Annotated in this window: 16 protein-coding genes and 1 pseudogene; 9 read left to right on the top strand and 8 right to left on the bottom strand. The window is 61.7% G+C overall.

The window, feature by feature from the left end:
* Positions 1-13: 13 nt before the first annotated feature.
* Together HDC32_RS13480 and HDC32_RS13475 are read right to left on the bottom strand one after the other, a co-directional pair.
* A complete protein-coding gene (locus HDC32_RS13480) occupies positions 14-1,180 on the bottom strand; it encodes an MFS transporter (RefSeq protein WP_131697172.1) in 1,167 nt (388 codons plus the stop codon).
* 13 nt (positions 1,181-1,193) lie between these two features.
* Positions 1,194-1,520, bottom strand: a complete 327-nt coding sequence (locus HDC32_RS13475) for an ArsR/SmtB family transcription factor (RefSeq protein WP_131697171.1) — start codon at positions 1,518-1,520, stop codon at positions 1,194-1,196.
* Between the two features lie 154 nt (positions 1,521-1,674).
* On the opposite strand from HDC32_RS13475, the gene HDC32_RS13470 reads away from it, so the two are divergent.
* Positions 1,675-2,259, top strand: coding sequence for an ACP phosphodiesterase (locus HDC32_RS13470; RefSeq protein ID WP_184744401.1), 585 nt, complete (start codon positions 1,675-1,677; stop codon positions 2,257-2,259).
* A 110-nt stretch (positions 2,260-2,369) separates the two neighbouring features.
* On the opposite strand, the gene HDC32_RS13465 is transcribed toward HDC32_RS13470, so the two are convergent.
* Positions 2,370-3,161, bottom strand: coding sequence for a lysophospholipid acyltransferase family protein (locus HDC32_RS13465; RefSeq protein WP_131697169.1), 792 nt, complete (start codon positions 3,159-3,161; stop codon positions 2,370-2,372).
* Positions 3,161-3,916 (bottom strand): L-ornithine N(alpha)-acyltransferase, encoded by a 756-nt coding sequence (gene olsB, locus HDC32_RS13460; protein WP_131697168.1) that lies wholly within the window; start codon positions 3,914-3,916, stop codon positions 3,161-3,163. Before olsB ends, HDC32_RS13465 begins: the two co-directional genes overlap by 1 nt.
* 184 nt (positions 3,917-4,100) lie before the next feature.
* On the opposite strand from olsB, the gene HDC32_RS13455 reads away from it, so the two are divergent.
* The 4 genes from HDC32_RS13455 to HDC32_RS13440 all read left to right on the top strand — a co-directional run bounded on the left by HDC32_RS13455 (position 4,101) and on the right by HDC32_RS13440 (position 7,325).
* The gene (locus tag HDC32_RS13455) at positions 4,101-5,174 is read left to right on the top strand and encodes a serine hydrolase (protein ID WP_131697167.1); all 1,074 of its coding nucleotides are present in this window, start codon (positions 4,101-4,103) and stop codon (positions 5,172-5,174) included.
* A complete protein-coding gene (locus HDC32_RS13450) occupies positions 5,171-5,485 on the top strand; it encodes an amidase (RefSeq protein WP_131697166.1) in 315 nt (104 codons plus the stop codon). The genes HDC32_RS13455 and HDC32_RS13450 overlap by 4 nt, the downstream gene beginning before the upstream one ends.
* 90 nt (positions 5,486-5,575) lie before the next feature.
* Complete coding sequence (locus HDC32_RS13445) at positions 5,576-6,166, top strand: YceI family protein (protein ID WP_145334959.1); 591 nt, start codon at positions 5,576-5,578, stop codon at positions 6,164-6,166.
* A gap of 1 nt (position 6,167) precedes the next feature.
* Entirely contained in the window at positions 6,168-7,325 is a 1,158-nt protein-coding gene (locus HDC32_RS13440; RefSeq protein WP_184744399.1) for a phosphatidylserine/phosphatidylglycerophosphate/cardiolipin synthase family protein, read from the top strand.
* 66 nt (positions 7,326-7,391) lie between these two features.
* Here the strand turns inward: HDC32_RS13440 and bglX are convergent, their stop codons facing one another.
* Entirely contained in the window at positions 7,392-9,683 is a 2,292-nt protein-coding gene (bglX, locus tag HDC32_RS13435; protein WP_184744397.1) for a beta-glucosidase BglX, read from the bottom strand.
* Between the two features lie 238 nt (positions 9,684-9,921).
* On the opposite strand from bglX, the gene HDC32_RS13430 reads away from it, so the two are divergent.
* The 4 genes from HDC32_RS13430 (at position 9,922) to HDC32_RS13415 (ending at position 13,302) form a co-directional block, all read left to right on the top strand.
* A complete protein-coding gene (locus HDC32_RS13430) occupies positions 9,922-10,533 on the top strand; it encodes a LemA family protein (RefSeq protein ID WP_131697162.1) in 612 nt (203 codons plus the stop codon).
* Between the two features lie 17 nt (positions 10,534-10,550).
* Positions 10,551-11,279, top strand: a complete 729-nt coding sequence (locus tag HDC32_RS32235) for a YgcG family protein (RefSeq protein WP_145334957.1) — start codon at positions 10,551-10,553, stop codon at positions 11,277-11,279.
* Between the two features lie 28 nt (positions 11,280-11,307).
* A complete protein-coding gene (locus HDC32_RS13420; protein ID WP_131697160.1) occupies positions 11,308-11,925 on the top strand; it encodes a TPM domain-containing protein in 618 nt (205 codons plus the stop codon).
* Between the two features lie 159 nt (positions 11,926-12,084).
* Positions 12,085-13,302 (top strand): SAM-dependent methyltransferase, encoded by a 1,218-nt coding sequence (locus HDC32_RS13415; protein ID WP_167656527.1) that lies wholly within the window; start codon positions 12,085-12,087, stop codon positions 13,300-13,302.
* A gap of 8 nt (positions 13,303-13,310) precedes the next feature.
* Here HDC32_RS13415 and HDC32_RS32475 read toward each other — a convergent pair.
* The 3 genes and pseudogenes from HDC32_RS32475 to HDC32_RS13405 all read right to left on the bottom strand — a co-directional run.
* Positions 13,311-13,427 (bottom strand): annotated as a pseudogene (locus HDC32_RS32475) (outer membrane lipoprotein carrier protein LolA); the annotation flags it as partial.
* Positions 13,381-14,295: a DMT family transporter gene (locus HDC32_RS13410; RefSeq protein WP_131697158.1), complete on the bottom strand. Its 915-nt coding sequence runs from the start codon at positions 14,293-14,295 to the stop codon at positions 13,381-13,383. The gene HDC32_RS13410 and the pseudogene HDC32_RS32475, both read right to left, overlap by 47 nt.
* A 102-nt stretch (positions 14,296-14,397) precedes the next feature.
* A complete protein-coding gene (locus tag HDC32_RS13405; RefSeq protein ID WP_145334951.1) occupies positions 14,398-16,971 on the bottom strand; it encodes a TonB-dependent receptor in 2,574 nt (857 codons plus the stop codon).
* Positions 16,972-17,031: the final 60 nt, after the last annotated feature.

Genomic DNA, 17,031 nt, shown 5'->3' with positions numbered 1-17,031 from the left:
TCTTTGAAGTTGATCAGTTGGTCGCAGGGGCCAGGTCGGCATCGCCGCCCTGACGGAAAGTAATCAGGGTCACCAGCAGCGCCAGGATCGCCAGGGCGGCTGCCGCCAGAGGCACGTTGGTCAGGCCGAAACCGTGGGCAATCACGCTGCCGCCCACCCAGGCGCCGAGGGCGTTGCCGATGTTGAAGGCGCCGATATTCAGGGTGGACACCAGGTTCGGTGCGGCCTTGCCGAAGGTCACCACGTTGATCTGCAGCGCCGGTACGGCGGCAAACGAAGCGGTGGCCCACAGGAACAGGGTGATTTCGGTCGGGATCACGGCGACGCTGGTCCAGGTCAGCGCGGTGGACACCACCGCCATGCTGATAAACACGCCGATCAGGGTGGTCGCCAGGCGTTTGTCCGCCAGCTTGCCGCCGATGATGTTGCCCACGGTGAGGCCCAGGCCGATCAGCAGCAGGGTCCAGGTCACGCCTTTGGGCGAGACGCCGGTGACATCGCCGAGCAGCGGCGCAACATAAGTGAAGAGGGTGAACATGGACGCGGCGAACAGCGCGGTCATGCTCAGCGACAACCAGATACCGGCACCCTTGAGGGCGGCCAGCTCGGCGCGCATGTCGAGTTTTTCTTCGTCACGCTTGGCCGGCAGGAAGCGGATCAGGCCGATCAGCGCTACCACACCAATCACCGTCACCGCCCAGAAGGTCGAGCGCCAGCCGGCTTCCTGGCCCAGCGCGGTGCCCAGCGGCACACCGAGCACGTTGGCCAGGGTCAAACCGGTGAACATCAGGGCCACGGCTGAAGCGCGCTTGTTGGCCGGCACCAGGTTGGCGGCGACCACCGAACCGATGCCGAAGAACGCACCGTGGCACAGCGCGGTGATCACACGGGCAAACATCAGCACGTTGTAGTCACTGGCCAGGGCGCAGAGCAGGTTGCCGATAATGAAGATACCCATCAACGCTACCAGGGCCGCCTTGCGTGGCAGCTTGGCGGTGGCCAGTGCCATGAACGGTGCACCGATGGCCACGCCCAGGGCATAGCCGGTGACCAGCCAGCCGGCGCCGGGAATCGACACGCCGAGGTCTGCCGCCACATCGGGCAACAAACCCATGATCACGAACTCGGTGGTGCCGATGGCGAAGGCGCTCAGGGCCAGTATGAGTAGCGAGAGGGGCATTATCGTTTCCTTGTTACAACGGCGCGCTGATTTCAGCGCTGAGTTCAGTGGTAAGCGCCGCGAGGAAGGCTTGGATCACTTCCTCATCGCGCTTGAAAAAGTGCCACTGCCCGGCCTTCTGGCTGCTGATCAGTCCCGCACGTTGCAAAGTGGCCAGGTGGGCCGACACGGTCGACTGGGACAAGCCGCAGCGCTGGTCGATTTGCCCGGCGCAGATGCCATATTCGTGGTTGTGCACTTGCTCGGGGAACTGCACTTTCGGGTCTTTCAGCCAGGTGAGGATGTCTCGTCGTACTGGGTGTGCCAGGGCTTTTATTATTTCGTCGAGGTCGATGGACATGGCAGGTGCTCGGTGTTGTAAAGCGTTATATCGCGATGAGGCGAACCTTAAATCGTTATATCTCGATATACAAATATGATTTTGCTCTGATATCAGGCTAAATCGGTATATCGGGTTATAACGATACGTTGATGGCAGTGCTAAACTGCGCGGCATGAATTATCTCGCACATCTGCACCTGGGCGGCCAACTTCCTGCGCAACTGCTGGGCAGCCTCTATGGCGACTTCGTCAAAGGCCGCCTGCAGGGCCAGTTCAGCCCGCAAATCGAATCGGCGATCCAGTTGCATCGCTCGATCGATCGCTTCACCGACAGCCACCCGTTGGTGGGGGAGGCGTTGTCGCGCTTCAGCCTGACTCGCCGGCGCTATGCCGGGATTGTCCTCGATGTGTTCTTCGATCACTGCCTGGCGCGGGATTGGGTGCTGTACGCCGACCAGCCCCTGGAGCACTTCACCTCGCAGGTGTACCGCGTACTGGCTGCCGAACCGCAGTTACCGGGACGGCTGGCGCAGATTGCGCCGTCTATGGCCGCGGATGATTGGTTGGGGTCGTACCGCGAGTTTGCGGTGATGGAGCCGGTGTTGCGCGGGATTTCGCGGCGGCTGACACAACCCCAGGAATTAGGGTGTGCGATGCAGGAATTGCGTGAGTTGTATGAGCCGTTGAGTGAAGACTTCCGGATCTTCTACCCCGAACTGCAAGCCTTCGCGCATAACCACCTGACAACACAAAGCTAAATGTGGGAGGGGGCTTGCTCCCGATTACGGTGTGCCAGCCACCACTGATGCTGGCTGATCCACTGCTATCGGGAGCAAGCCCCCTCCCACATTTGAACTGTGTTCACATCTCAGGCTGCAAAAGCCGGTCGAGCATGCACTTGTTCAGTCTCCGGCACCGGCCCAAACAACGCCTTCTGCACCGCCTGCTGCGCCTGGAACGCCAGCGCCGCACGTTCCTGCCCGGCGCAGGCAATCGGCTTGAGCACATGGATTTCCACATCGCCCTGGTCATTGCCGAACAGGCGCATCAGGTGCGAGAGCAAATCGTCATCGCCAATAAACGGTGCCAGCGGGTCGATCTGCCCATCGCGCAGATAACGGATGGCCACTGGTTGCAGCGACACATCCGCGTCAATCGCACTGGCCAGCAAGCGCCCGTGGAAGGTGCGCAGGCTGCGGCCGTCGGTGGTGGTGCCTTCGGGGAACATCAGCAGCGGGTGCTGTTGTTCCAGATGGCGGGTCATCTGCTTGCGGATCAGCTGGCTGTCACCCGAACCGCGACGGATAAACAAGCTACCGGCCTTTGCCGCCAACCAGCCGGCCACCGGCCAGGTGCGCACTTCGGCCTTGGACAAAAACGACATCGGCGCGACTGCGCCCAGCAACGGAATATCGGTCCAGGACACGTGGTTGCTCACCCACAGCATCGGCGTTTGCGGTACCTCGCCGTGCACGGTCACGCGAAAGGGCAGGGCGTTGGTCAGCCGCGCCATGAAGAACCGCGACCAGCGCTGGCGGCGCACCATCGAGTTGGCCACGCCCAACCGTTCGAATACGCCGAACACACTGGCCATGCTCAAGCCCAGCGCCACTACCACCAGTACGCGGGCAATGCGCCCGTACACGCGCAGGCGGCTCATCACATGGCCGCCTTGAAGTGGCGTGCATAGCGCGGGCATAGCTCATCGCGCTTAAGCAGGATGAACACGTCGGCCACCTGGAAATCTTCATCCCAGCACGGCTCGCCGCAGATCTTCGCACCCAGGCGCATATAGGCCTTGAGCAGCGGTGGCATCTCGGCGATTACGTTGGTCGGCAGGTCCAGCGCCGGCAACGGTTTTTTCGGCTCGGCGCGCAGGTGTTCATTGCACAGGTAGCGTTCGCGCAGGCGCTGCATGATCGCGTGGGCCTGGATGCCGCCGTCGTGCATCGGGATGCTCGCGCAGCCCATCAAGTAGCTGTAGCCGCCCTGGTTGAGCACTTCGGCCAGCTCGCCCCACAACACGGCGATGGTGCCGCCGTTGCGGTAGGCCGGGTCGACGCAGGTGCGGCCGATTTCCAGGATCGGGCCCTGCAGATGCAGCAGGCCATGCAGGCTGAATTCTTCTTCGCTGTAGAACCGGCCCAGGGTGCTGGCGGCCTGGTGATCGAGCAAACGGGTGGTGGCGACGAGTCGACCGCTGTTCAAGTCCCGCACGCCGATGTGGCTGCAGTGAACATCATAGTCATCCATGTCCAGGCCATGTTCCGCGCCTTTCAGCTTGGCGTTGAACTCGCCGCTGAATACGTTGAACCGCAGGGCCTGGGCTTCCTGCAAAGCCGTGGCGCCAACCAGGCGTTCGGCTTGCAGACGGCGTTCATTGCCGGTGTCGCTGATGCGGGCGATCTGAGTCATGGCGAATCTCCGAGTGCCAGCCACGTTCAGGCCGGTCGACTTGTTTGTCCAAACTCAGGCTATGTAGGCTCGGTGTCATCTCCATGAAGTTATGGTGACGCTTGGATGACAGCCCCTCTGTAGCAAATCTGTCATCGCCCTCGGCTAGGCTCGCGGGCTTGAATGCTCCCTTGAGTGTGTGTCTATGGTCAGAGGCCTGCTGTGCGTTGCCCTGCTGTTCGTCACCGTTACCGCCTGCGCTGAAACCTGGCCTGACAAGGAGTGGGCCAAGGGCACGCCGCTCGCCGGCCCCGCTGTCGACGCCCTTGACGCCTACGCTTTTCCCCCGCGTGATGACACCACCCGCCAAGGCATTCGCACCGATGCGCTGTTGGTGATCCGCGACGGCGTGGTTGTCTATGAACGCTACGCCGCGCCGACCACAGCAAGCACGCCGCACCTGACCTGGTCCATCAGCAAAAGCCTGATGGCCACCGTCTTAGGTGTGGCCTACGGCGACAACCGCTTCAAATTGACAGACCCGGTGTCGCGTTTTTACCCGCCGATGAAACAGCACCCCAAGGTGACCATGGCCGACCTGCTGCACTGGGCCTCGGGCCTGGACTGGCAGGAAGACTATGAATACGCGCCGCTGAAGTCCTCGGTGGTTGCGATGCTCTACACCCGTGGTCGCGCCGATATGGCCGAGTTCGCCGCCAACACCGAATCCTTCAGTGCACCGGGCCAGGCCTTTCGTTATTCCAGCGGCGACAGCAATATCCTGTCCGCCGCGCTCAAGGGCATGCTCGGTCACAAGGCGTACATGAGTTACCCCTGGGATGCGTTGTTCAAGCCGCTGGGCATTCACAACGCCACCTGGGAAACCGATGCGGATGAAACCTTTGTCGCCTCGTCCTACGCTTACCTCACCGCACGTGACCTGGCGCGAGTCGGCCTGCTGATGGCTCGCGACGGGCGCTGGGGGAATCAACAATTGCTGCCCAAAGATTGGGTCGCTTTCAACCGCCAACCCTTCGACAAATACGCCGCAGGCCAGGATGAAGCCGTCCCCGGTGGCCAATGGTGGCTCAACCAAGGCGCTCCAAGACCCTGGCCCGATGCCCCCACCGACACCTTCGCCGCCCTCGGTCATTGGGGCCAGGCGCTGTACGTGATGCCCGACGAACATCTGGTCATCGTGCGTTATGGCGATGATCGCGACGGCAGTTACCGCCACAACGAACTGCTCAAACGCGTGCTTGCGGCGGTGCAACCATGATTCGTCGTCGGCCGTTTACCAGCCTTTTTCTGGTGCTGTTGCTCGCCCTGTCGGGCTGGGTTTGGCACGAGCGCGTCAACCTGCAAGCCTTCCCCGACATCATCGCGGCCTATACCGCCAAGGAGTATTGCTCGTGCCGCTATGTGGCGAACAATCCAGCCGACTATTGCCGGGGTTATGTGAAGCAGTACGTGCCCACGAGTGCGTTCAGCGACAACCCGGAGCGCAGTGAAGTGACGGCGAGCGGGTTGGGGCGTACGCACAGCGCGCGGTGGTTGGGGGAGCGGCAGGGCTGTCGTCTGAATCCCTGACACCGCGCAAGCCAGCTCCCACATTGGATTTGCGCCGTTCGTGACATTGCGCTTAAGGTTCGTGCAGGTTTTTCGCCCTACGAGTCCTTAATGTTCAACGCGTCTTTAATCAAACCCCTGGCCTTTGCCCTGCTGGTCGCTGCCGCCGTACCCGCCCACGCCGACTGGTATCTGGATAACGAATCCTCACGCCTGTCGTTCGTCACCACCAAAAATACCGAGATCGCTGAAGTCCATCGCTTCCTGGTGCTGCATGGCAAGGTCGACAGCAAGGGCGCGGCGCAATTGGAAGTGGAACTGGAGTCGGTCAACAGCGGCATTCCGCTGCGTGACGAACGCATGCGTAATCAGCTGTTCGAGATCAAGACCTTCCCCGAAGCGCTGATCAGCGCACAGATCAATCTGCAACCGATCAATGACCTGGCCCCCGGCGCGCAACTGGAACTGCGCTTGCCCCTGAGCGTCACCCTGCATGGCAAGACCCAGACCTACAGCGCCGAGTTGTTGGCCACGCGCTTGGATGACCGGCGTTTCCAGGTGGTGACCCTGGAACCGGTGGTGTTGCATGCCGAGGATTTCGACCTGGCGCCGGGGGTGGCGGTGTTGCGCAAAGCGGCCGGGCTCAAGTCGATCAGTTTGTCGGTACCGGTGGGTGCGGTGCTGATTTTTACGGCGCGCTGACATGAGCGGCGCAGTGTTCCCGTGGCGCAGCGCCAACCGTTTCGAGTTGTTGATCGACGGCCCGCAGTTTTTTCCGCAGATGCTGGTGGGCATTGCCCGGGCCGAGCGGCAAGTGGAGTTGGAGTTGTACCTGGTGGAGGCCGGAGCCTGCGCCGAAGCCATGGTGCAAGCATTGGTGCTCGCGGCCGAGCGCGGCGTGCGGGTGCGTTGTCTGTTTGATGATTACGGCAGCCTGGCCTTTACCCTTGGGCTGCGTAAACGCCTGACGGACGCCGGTGTGGAGCTGCGTTTCTACAATCGCCTGAGCTGGCGCCGCTGGATGCGCAACCTGTACCGCGACCACCGCAAGCTGTTGCTGATCGACCAGGAAACTGCCGTGGTCGGCGGCACGGGCGTCACCGATGAGTTCTGGACGCCGGGGCAAGACACCGCCGACTGGCATGAAGTAATGGTGCAGATCAGCGGCCCGCTGGTGCTGGACTGGCAAGCGCTGTTCGAGCGGCAATGGCACGCCAATGTCGCGCGCCGTGCGTGGAAGCCCGCCACCCATTTCGGTCTGCCGCGGTTGCCCAAGGTGCCGGCGACGGGGCCAGGCCTGGGCCGAGTGGCCTACGCTGATGCCCGACAGCACCGCGACATCTTGCAATCGCTGATCCGCGCGCTGAACAGCAGCCAGCAACGTATCTGGTTCGCCACGCCGTACTTCCTGCCCACTTGGGGCGTACGCCGCGCGTTGCGTCGGGCAGCAGGGCGTGGGGTGGATGTGCGTTTGCTGCTCACCGGCCCGCGCACCGATCACCCGTCCGTACGTTACGCAGGGCATCGTTATTACCCGCGTCTGCTGCGCTCGGGCGTGCAGATATTTGAGTACCAGCCGTGCTTTTTGCATCTGAAGATGGTGCTGGTGGACGACTGGGTGAGCATCGGCTCGTGCAATTTCGATCACTGGAATCTGCGTTTCAACCTGGAAGCCAACCTCGAAGCGTTGGACCCTGAACTGACGCAGGCGGTGGCGGCGAGTTTTACTGCGGATTTTGCTCAGAGCCAGGTGGTCAGCCTGGAAGCGTGGAAGGCGCGGCCATTGTGGCGGCGGGTGAAGCAGCGAGTGTGGGGTTGGATTGATCGGTTGGTGGTGAACCTGCTGGATCGACGCGGCTAGCAAGAACACTGAGATCAAATGCGGGAGGAGGCTTGCCCCTCCCACATTTTTTGACCGCGTCAGGCGTTAGAGCAGTTCGAAGGTCTGCTGCTGTACGTCCTGGGAGTCCAGGCCGATCTGCACATTGAACTCACCCGGTTCGGCCGCAAACTTGAGCTGGGTGTTGTAGAACTTCAAGTCTTCCTCGGTGATGGTGAAGTGCAAGGTGCGCTCTTCGCCAGCCTTGAGCATGACTTTCTGGAAGTTCTTCAGTTCCTTGATCGGACGGATCATCGAACCCGCCACGTCCTGGATATACAACTGCACCACGGTTTCGCCGTCGACCTTGCCGGTGTTCTGCACCGTGACGCTGGCGTCGAGCTTGCCGGTCTTGTTCAGGGTGGTGGACGACAGCGCCATGTCCGACAGGCTGAACGTGGTGTAGCTCAGGCCATAGCCAAACGGGAACAGCGGCCCGGTGGTGTCATCGAAGTACTGTGAGGTGTAGTTGCCCGGCTTGCCCGGGGTGAATGGCCGGCCGATGGTCAGGTGGTTGTAGTAGGTCGGAATCTGCCCCACGGAGCGTGGGAAGGTGATCGGCAGTTTGCCCGACGGGTTGTAGTCACCGAACAGCACGTCGGCAATGGCGTTGCCGCCTTCGGTACCGGCGAACCAGGTTTCCAGGATGGCGTCGGCCTGCTGGTTCTCTTCCAGGATCGACAGCGGACGGCCGTTCATCAGCACCAATACCAGCGGCTTGCCGGTGGCCTTGAGGGCCTTGATCAGGTCGCGCTGGCTTTGCGGGATGTTCAGGTCGGTGCGGCTGGAAGATTCGTGGGACATGCCACGGGATTCACCCACGGCGGCGACCACCACGTCGGCATCTTTGGCGGCCTTGACCGCTTCGTCGATCATCACCTGCGGCGCGCGCTTGTCATCCACCACTTCCGGGGCATCGAAGTTGAGGAAGTTGAGGTAGTCGACCACGGCCTTGTCGTTGGTGATGTTGGCGCCACGGGCGTAGATGATTTTACCTTTCTCGCCGATCACCGCATTCAACCCGTCGAGCAGGGTCACCGATTGCGCAGGCTTACCGGCAGCCGCCCAACTGCCCATCATGTCGATCGGGGCCTTGGCCAGCGGGCCCACGAGTGCGATGGTCGCGGATTTTTTCAGCGGCAGGGTGTTGTTCTGGTTTTTCAGCAACACCAGGCTGCGGCGCGCCACATCACGGGCCTCGGCACGGTGCAGGCGGCTGTCGGCGTAGGTGTCGGCCGGGTCGTCCTCGGCCTTGCCGATGCGCAGGTACGGGTCCTTGAACAGGCCCATGTCGTACTTGGCGCCGAGCACTTCACGCACGGCGTTGTCGATGTCGCTCTGTTCGATCTCGCCGGATTTGAGCAACCCCGGCAGTTCCTTGCCGTACAGCGAGTCGTTCATGCTCATGTCGATACCGGCCTTGATTGCCAGCTTGGCGGCTTCTCGCCCGTCCTTGGCCACGCCGTGCTTGATCAGCTCGAAGATCGCCCCGTGGTCGCTCACGGTCAGGCCCTTGAAGCCCCAGTCCCTGCGCAGCAGGTCGTTCATCAGCCAGGTGTTGGCGGTGGCGGGCACGCCGTTGATCGAGTTCAGCGCCACCATCACGCCGCCGGAACCGGCCTTGATCGCCGCGTGGTACGGCGGCAGGTAGTCCTGGTACATCTTGACCGGGCTCATGTCGACCACGTTGTAGTCACGCCCGCCTTCCACTGCGCCGTAGAGGGCGAAGTGCTTGACGCTGGCCATGATGCTGTCGGCATTCGCGGGGCTGGTGCCCTGGAAGGCCTTGACCATCACTTCGGCAATCCGCGAGACCAGATAGGTGTCTTCACCGAAACCTTCGGAAGTGCGACCCCAGCGAGGGTCGCGGGAGATATCGACCATCGGCGCAAAGGTGATGTCGAGGCTGTCGGCGGCGGCTTCCTGGGCGGCGATGCGCCCGGAGCGGCCGATGGCGTCCATGTCCCAGCTGGAGGCCAGGGCCAGGCTGATCGGGAAGATCGTGCGGTGGCCGTGGATCACGTCATAGGCGAAGAACATCGGGATCTTCAACCGGCTGCGCATGGCCGCGTCCTGCATCGGACGGTTTTCCGGGCGGGTGATGGAGTTGAACGTGCCACCGATGCGGCCGGCGGCGATTTCCTTGCGGATCAGCTCACGGGGCATTTCCGGGCCGATGCTGATCAGGCGCAATTGGCCGATCTTTTCATCAAGGGTCATCTGCTTGAGCAGGTCGCTGACGAAGGCGTCCTTGTCTTTAAGCGCAGCAGGCTTTGTTTCTGCCCAGACGGGGTGGGTGGCCAGAGTGGCAACAAGGCCGAGCAAACACAGCTTCTTCATGAATATCCTTTTTCGGCTCACTGCACAGCGATTAGGCTGATCGGCCAAAATGTGGGGAGCGTCTATTGTTGTTCGGGTGTTGTTCAGATAAATGCAGCACACTCTGAACTCTTTTTCGCGCTGGGCATCTTTGTAGCTGATTGGCTCGATGCAATCCAGTGGTGGCGGATTATGCCCCAAGCGCGCGGTTTATAGGGTTAGTCGTCACATTCCATAAAGTTTGGGCAGGAGAAACACCATGCAAGCAGCACAACATTACCGCTGGGGCTTCAAGGCCGCGGCTTTGCTATTGATCAGCACAGTATTGAGCGGCTGCGGCATCAATAACATTCCGACCCTGGACGAACAGGCCAAGGCTGCCTGGGGCCAGGTGCAGAACCAGTACCAACGCCGCGCCGACCTGATTCCCAACCTGGTGGAAGTGGTCAAGGGTTACGCCGCCCATGAGCAAGACACCCTGACCGCCGTGATTGAGGCGCGGGCCAAGGCCACCTCGATCCAGGTGGATGCCAGCACCCTCGATAACCCGGAAAAACTCAAGCAGTTCCAGCAGGCCCAGGACGGTTTGAGCGGTGCCCTCAGCCGCTTGATGGTGGTGTCCGAGCGCTACCCGGACCTGAAGGCCAACCAGAACTTTCTGGCCCTGCAATCCCAGCTTGAAGGCACCGAAAACCGCATCGCCGTGGCCCGTCGCGATTTCATCCAGGCCGTGCAGGCGTACAACACCGAGATCCGTACTTTCCCTGGCCGCTTGTGGCACAGCGTGATGTACAGCGATCTGCCGATCCGCGCCACCTTTGAAGCCACCAGTGCCGATGCCGATAAAGCGCCGCAAGTGAAGTTCAAATAGGCTGCACTGAGGTGTCGATGCGTTTATTACGGATAGGCCTGGCGCTATGGATGCTGGCCTGCGTGGGTGTGGCCCAGGCAGCGCTGACGTTCCCGGCGTTGACCGGACGGGTGGTAGACACCGCCCAGATGATCGACCCGGCAACGCGCGAACACATCACCCAGCAGTTGCAGGCGCTGGAACAGACCCGTGGCGACCAGATCGTGGTGGTCACGGTGCCCGATCTGCAGGGCGTGCCCATCGAGGACTACGGTTACCAATTGGGCCGCCAGTGGGGCATCGGCCAGAAAGGCAAGGACAACGGCGCATTGCTGATCGTCGCCCGTGATGAGCGCACGTTGCGCATCGAAGTCGGCTACGGCCTTGAAGGCGTGCTCACCGATGCGCAGTCCTGGGTGATCATCAACCAGGTGATTGCCCCCAAGTTCAAGGCCGGTAATTTCAGCCAGGGCATCAGCGACGGCGTGGCGGCGATGGTGCAGGTGGTTGGCGGTGAACCGCTGGCGGTGCCGGCGCATGTGGCGGATGCCAACTTTGCCAAGGATAATCCCGGCTTTTCCATCGGGCTGTTCATCCTGCTGATCGGCGTGTTGTGGCTGTGCAATCGCATGGGCCTGCCGGTAGGCGCGATCCTGCTGGCGATCCTCAGCAGCAGTGGACGCGGCGGCGGTGGCGGAGGAGGTGGCGGCGGTTTCCGAGGCGGTGGTGGTGGCTTCGGCGGCGGCGGCGCGTCGGGCGGCTGGTAATGACAATAATTAGAGAGCAACTACAACCATGGCATTACTGACTGAACACGAGCAGCGCCAAGTCGCCGAAGCGATTGCCCGGGTCGAAAAAACCACCGACGCCGAACTGGTCACCGTGCTGGCGGCCCGCGCCGACGACTACGCCTACATCCCCCTGCTGTGGGCCAGCCTGATCGCCTTGGTGGTGCCGGGCGTGGTGCATTACTTGTCGGGCTACCTGACCATGTACACCTTGCTGCTGGCGCAGTGGGCGACGTTCATCGTGTTGTGCCTGGTGTTTCGCCTGCCCAAGGTGACGACCCGCCTGATCCCGCGCTCGGTGCGCCATTGGCGTGCATCCAACCTGGCGCGCCGGCAGTTCCTGGAGCAGAACCTGCACCACACCCTGGGTAGCACCGGGGTGCTGATTTTTGTCAGCGAGGCCGAGCGTTATGTGGAAATCCTGGTGGACGACGGCATCTCCAGCCGCCTGGATGACAGTCATTGGGATGGGATCGTCAAGGCGTTTACCCAGCAGGTGAAACAGGGGCAGACGCTGGCTGGGTTTATTGCCTGCATTGAGGCATGTGGCGAGTTGCTCAAGGTGCATGTGCCGGTGACTCAGACACGTAATGAACTTCCCAACCGCCTGGTCGTACTCGAATAGAACATCCAACACTGGAGATCAAATGTGGGAGGGGGCTTGCCCCCTCCCACATTGGGTCCCAAGAGGTCAGGCGCAGTACCGTTGATCAAATAACCCCGTGCCCTTAATCCCCATCCCCCCTAAAATGCCCGGCATTCCCTGCCCGAGGCGTTTTTGTTCATGTCTGTCACCGTTCAACCTGCCAGCCCCGCGCCGGATCATCACGCCCAGTTCATCGAACTGCTGAGCACAAGCCTTGCGCAGAACGCCTTTATCAAACTGGTGCTGGCCAAGTACGTCGGTGACGAAGCCGAGTTGCAGCGGCTGATCATCAAGGCCGTGACGGTCAAGGAGCAGCCGTGCCTGTCCTTTGTCTACCGCTACAAGACCCGCGACATCACCAAGAACTTGCCGCTGGCCGACGGCGTGGCGGCGATTGCCGAGTTGCTGCCGGCGTCGTTCAAGAACGCGCACCTGCTGTCGCTGACCGACGAAGCCCAGTTGGAATACAGCAAGAAGAACAAAAGCTCGCTGTTCAGGAGCAAGCCGCAACAACTGCGTGAGGCGCCATCGGCCGAGCATAACCGTGAGAAGAATCGCTTCCTGGACCTGAGCCGGCCGTTCCTCGCCGACCTGGGCGTGACCGACGCCAAGCAGGCGCTGATCCCGTCGATGTCGCGCAAGTGGAAGCAGATCAACAAGTTCATCGAAGTGTTCAGCCATGCGCTGACCTCGTCACCGCTGAAGCTGGACCAACCGGTGCGCGTCGCCGATTTCGGTTCGGGCAAGGGCTACCTCACGTTTGCGATCCACGACTACCTGCGCAACACCCTCAAGGCCGAAGGCGAAGTCACCGGCGTTGAGCTGCGCGAAGACATGGTGACCCTGTGCAACACCGCCGCCGCTCGCCTGGAGCACCCGGGGCTGGTGTTCAAGTGCGGCGACGTACGCAGCGTGGCGCCCAGCGAACTCGACGTGATGATCGCCCTGCATGCCTGCGACATCGCCACCGATTACGCGATCCACACCGGCATCCGCTCCGGCGCGTCGATCATCATGTGCTCGCCGTGCTGCCATAAGCAGATTCGCCTGCAGATACAGAGCCCGGCGCTGCTCAAGCCGATGCTGCAATACGGCCTGCACCTGGGCCAGCAGGCGGAAATGGTCACCGACAGCCTGCGTGCGTTGTTCCTTGAAGCCTGTGGTTATGAGACCAAGGTGTTCGAGTTCATCTCCCTGGAGCACACCAACAAGAACAAGATGATCCTGGCGGTCAAGCGTGCGGAGCCGGTGGACAACGCGCAGTTGCTGGAGAAAATCCAGGAACTGAAGGCGTTCTATCACATCACTGAGCACTGCCTGGAAACCCTGCTGCGCGCGGATGGCTACCTGATCTGACCGACGCCCACTGTAGGAGCGAGCCTGCTCGCGAAAAGCCTGAGAGCACCGCAGGCTTTCAGGTTTCCCGCGTTATCGTTAGCGACCTTCGCGAGCAAGCTCGCTCCTACAGGGGACTGGCGCAGCCTGCACCGCCGTCTTGCGCCCGAGCATCACCGTGACGATTACCCCACAGGCAAACACCCAGGTAATCGGCTCGATATGTTCACCAAAGAACAGCGCCGAAAACGCGATGGTGAAGAAGATCTGCAACAGCTGAATCTGGCTGACCCGCGCAATGCCGCCCATGGCCAGCCCGGCATACCAGGCGAAGAAGCCCAGGAACTGCGAGAACAGCGACACATAGCCGAACGCCCACCAGGTGCGCATGGAAATCGCGCCTTGGTGCTGCGCCGCCAGGTACCACACCGGGCCGATCAACACCGGCGTGGACAGCACCAGCGCCCAGCAGATCACCTGCCAGCCGCCCATCTCCTTGGCCAACCGGCCGCCTTCGGCATAGCCCAGGCCACCGACGGCTATCGCGCCGAGCATCAATAAGTCGCCGGCCTGGATACTGCCGGCGCCGGTGATCAACGCATAACTCAACACCAGCGCACTACCCAACGCCGCGCAGGCCCAGAAGGCTTTCGACGGCCGCTCATGGGACAGCCACGCCGCATACAGCGCCACGCACAGCGGTTGCAGGCCGTTGACCAGCGCGCCATGGGACGCCGGCAAGGTTTGCATGGCCCACGCCGACAGCACCGGGAAGCCGAGGATGACCCCGGCGATCACCAGGCACAAACCCCGCACCTGCCGCCAGGTCGGCCAGCGCTCACGGCGCCACAGCAACAGCGCCGCCGCCGGCACCGCCGCGAACAACGCACGGCCCAGGCCGTTGAGCAACGGGTGGATTTCCTGCACCACGATGCGGGTGAAGGGCAGGGTCAGGCTGAAGATGATGACGCCCAGCAGGCCGAGGGCCATGCCGGTGTTTTCGCGCGAGCTCATGGGAGGGATCCGAAATCCAGAGGGCTTCAAGGGAAGCCCATCTAGCCACAACCCTCGTCGATTACGGGCTTACAGCTGGGTGCCGATTCATCCGTACAGTTTTCAGAAGAAGCGCGTGATGCTGATCTTGGCGTTGCGCCCTTGGCTGTAGGCACGGTCGCCGCTGAGGGCGGGCCGGTAGTTGTTGTTGAGCAGGTTGTCGACAGTAAAGTTGACCTCGGTGCCTTTAAGACCGGCCTGCTGCGGTTTCCAGTTGGCGAACAGGCCCATGCTGGCGTAGGACTCGTTGGCGTATTGGTCGTAGAACGTGTCGCCCACCGAGCTGTTCAAGCCGCCTGAGTATCTATCGCTGGGCAGGCGGTCAGTCTTGCGCACGAACTGCGCTTGCCATCCGAACTGTGCGTCCCAGCTTGGGATTTTGTTGCCCATCATCACCACCCATTTGGCCGGTGGAATGTCCCGGGCCCAGACGTGGATGTCGGTAGCCCACGGGTTGGTGTAGGGGTTATCGCGTTTGCCTGTGGCGTAGGAGTAGGAAACCGAGCCGAACAGGTAGGTCGAGTCGTAGTAAGCCTCAAGCTCGAAGCCCTTGATGGTCATGCCGCCGACGTTGCGGTAGTTGGTCTTGGCGGCCATGTCGGCGCTTGTGCAGACGCTGTCGATGCTCCCCACTACGGTGTTCTGACGGTCACAGCCGATGCCAGTCGCCTTGAAAATTTCGTCCTCGATACGGTTGTGGAACAACGTCGTACGCAGTTGCAGGTTATCGCCACGGCCGATGAGGTTGGAGAAGTTGGTGATGTTGCCTGCGGTGATGGCGGTGATGCGTTCCGGGTCGAGGTTGAGGCTGGTGGAGGTGCGGCTGCCGACGCCCTGGACTTCGTACTGCTCGTCGATCACCGGGGCGCGCCAGGTCTTGTTCCAGCTGGCAAACATCGCCACGTCCGGCGTGATGTTCCAGTAGGCGGCCAGGCGCGGGGACCAACCGGTGTAGGTGCGGTCGCTGTAGTCATGGCCGATGCTCGGGTCCGGGTTGCTGTAGTACGGCGCATCGTTGGCTTCGCCCCGATTACGTACGTGGTCATAGCGCAGGGACGGCGTGATAGTCACGTCGCCGAGGGTCACCGCGTCCTGGAGATAGAACGCATTGGTATCGACCTTGCCGTGGGGCATGAAGTACGGCTGGAAGTGCCCGTAGTTGTACTTGGCAGTGTTGTAGGTCGCGCCGGGCATCCAGCTTTCGGTTTCACGCTTGTGCTTGCGCACCTGCACCCCAGTGGTCACGGCGTGTTCCAGCGGGCCGGTGCTGAACAGGCTGATGTTGCGCAGTTCCAGAATCTTGTCGCCGTAGGCCGTGTCCATCTTGCGACCACCCGTGGCCAGGGAGAACGAAGCGTCGGCCTCGCGCTCATCGGTCTGGTCGGTATGGGACACCGAATAGCTGAGCTTCATGTCGATCAGCGGGTTGTCCAGCGGCTGGTAGAGGTACTTGCCCGAATAGGTGGTATCGATGGTTTCACGGTTGGCGAGGAAGCGTTTCAAGGCGCCTTCGTAACCATAGCGGTCAATCGCGGATTGCAGCGGCGGGGTCGGGTAGCTTTTGGCTGAGAACGGGGTCCATCGCTGGCTGTTGGACCGCGAGTAAGACAGGCCCACGCTGTGTTCGTCAGTGAGGTGGGCGTTGAACTTGAACAGTTTGCCGTCCACATTCTGCGCGCTGTTGGGCAAGCGCTTGGGGTTGATCGGGTAGCGGTTTTCGGGATCGGGCGGAGTGCCGGCCAGCTTCATGTCACCGCCATCGCGTTGCGTCAGGTAGGCGAGCGCATCGAAGCGGCCATCATCGGTACGGCCATACACCGCCGAACTGTAGACCTGTTCGTGGTCGTTGCTGGCGTAGCCATATTTGAGCATGGCCCCGGCGTTGCGGCCTTCTTCCAACAGGTCTGGGGCGTCCTTGGTTTCCATGATGATCGAGCCGCCGAAGCCACCGTTGCCGGTGAAGGGTGAGTACGGCCCTTTTTCCACTTCGACGTTCTTGATCAGCTCGGGCTCGATAAACACCGTGCCTTGCTGATAGCGCTCAAAGCCGCTTTTGGTGGCGCCATCCACCGACATCGGCACGTCTTCGGCCTCGCCCATCCCGCGGATGTTGATGGTCTGGCCGCCGGGTTTGGGCGAGCCGCCCATGAACACGCCGGGCAGGTTCTGCAGCAGCGCGGGGATGTTGTTGGGCTGATAGCGATCAATATCCGCCTGGTTCATGGTTGAGCGGCCGACGGTGCTGGAGTCGACCTGGTTACCGGTGCCGATCACGCTCAGGGCGTCCAGCTGGATCGCGCCGCTCTGGGTGGTCTTGGCCTCTTCGGGCTTTACCACATACGTGCTGCCGATCTTGATCAGGGTGAACTCGCCGTTTTTCAGCAGGCTGCGAATCGCAGCTTCCGGTGTGAAGTCGCCGTTGAGCGCCGGTGCCTGCACGTTCTTGAGCAGCGCCTCATCGAATAACAGCTGGATCTTCGCCTGCTGCGCCACCTGGCTCAGGGACGTGGCCAGCGCCTGGGCGGGCAAGTGCAGCGTGAGTGACTCGGCCTGGGCACTGAGGCTGAACGCCAGGCAGGTGGCGATGAGGGTCGGTCGAAAAAACAGGTGCGAAGCGTGGCAAGGCGCGCGAAACATGAAATCCCCCGGTGCGGCCAAATGGCCAAAAAGGTGTGCTGATCAGATGCAGACCGGAGG

Origin of the sequence: Pseudomonas sp. JAI120 (assembly GCF_014207255.1) — a bacterium.
Classification (GTDB): Bacteria; Pseudomonadota; Gammaproteobacteria; order Pseudomonadales; family Pseudomonadaceae; genus Aquipseudomonas.
This window is presented reverse-complemented; position numbering and strand designations above follow the sequence as displayed.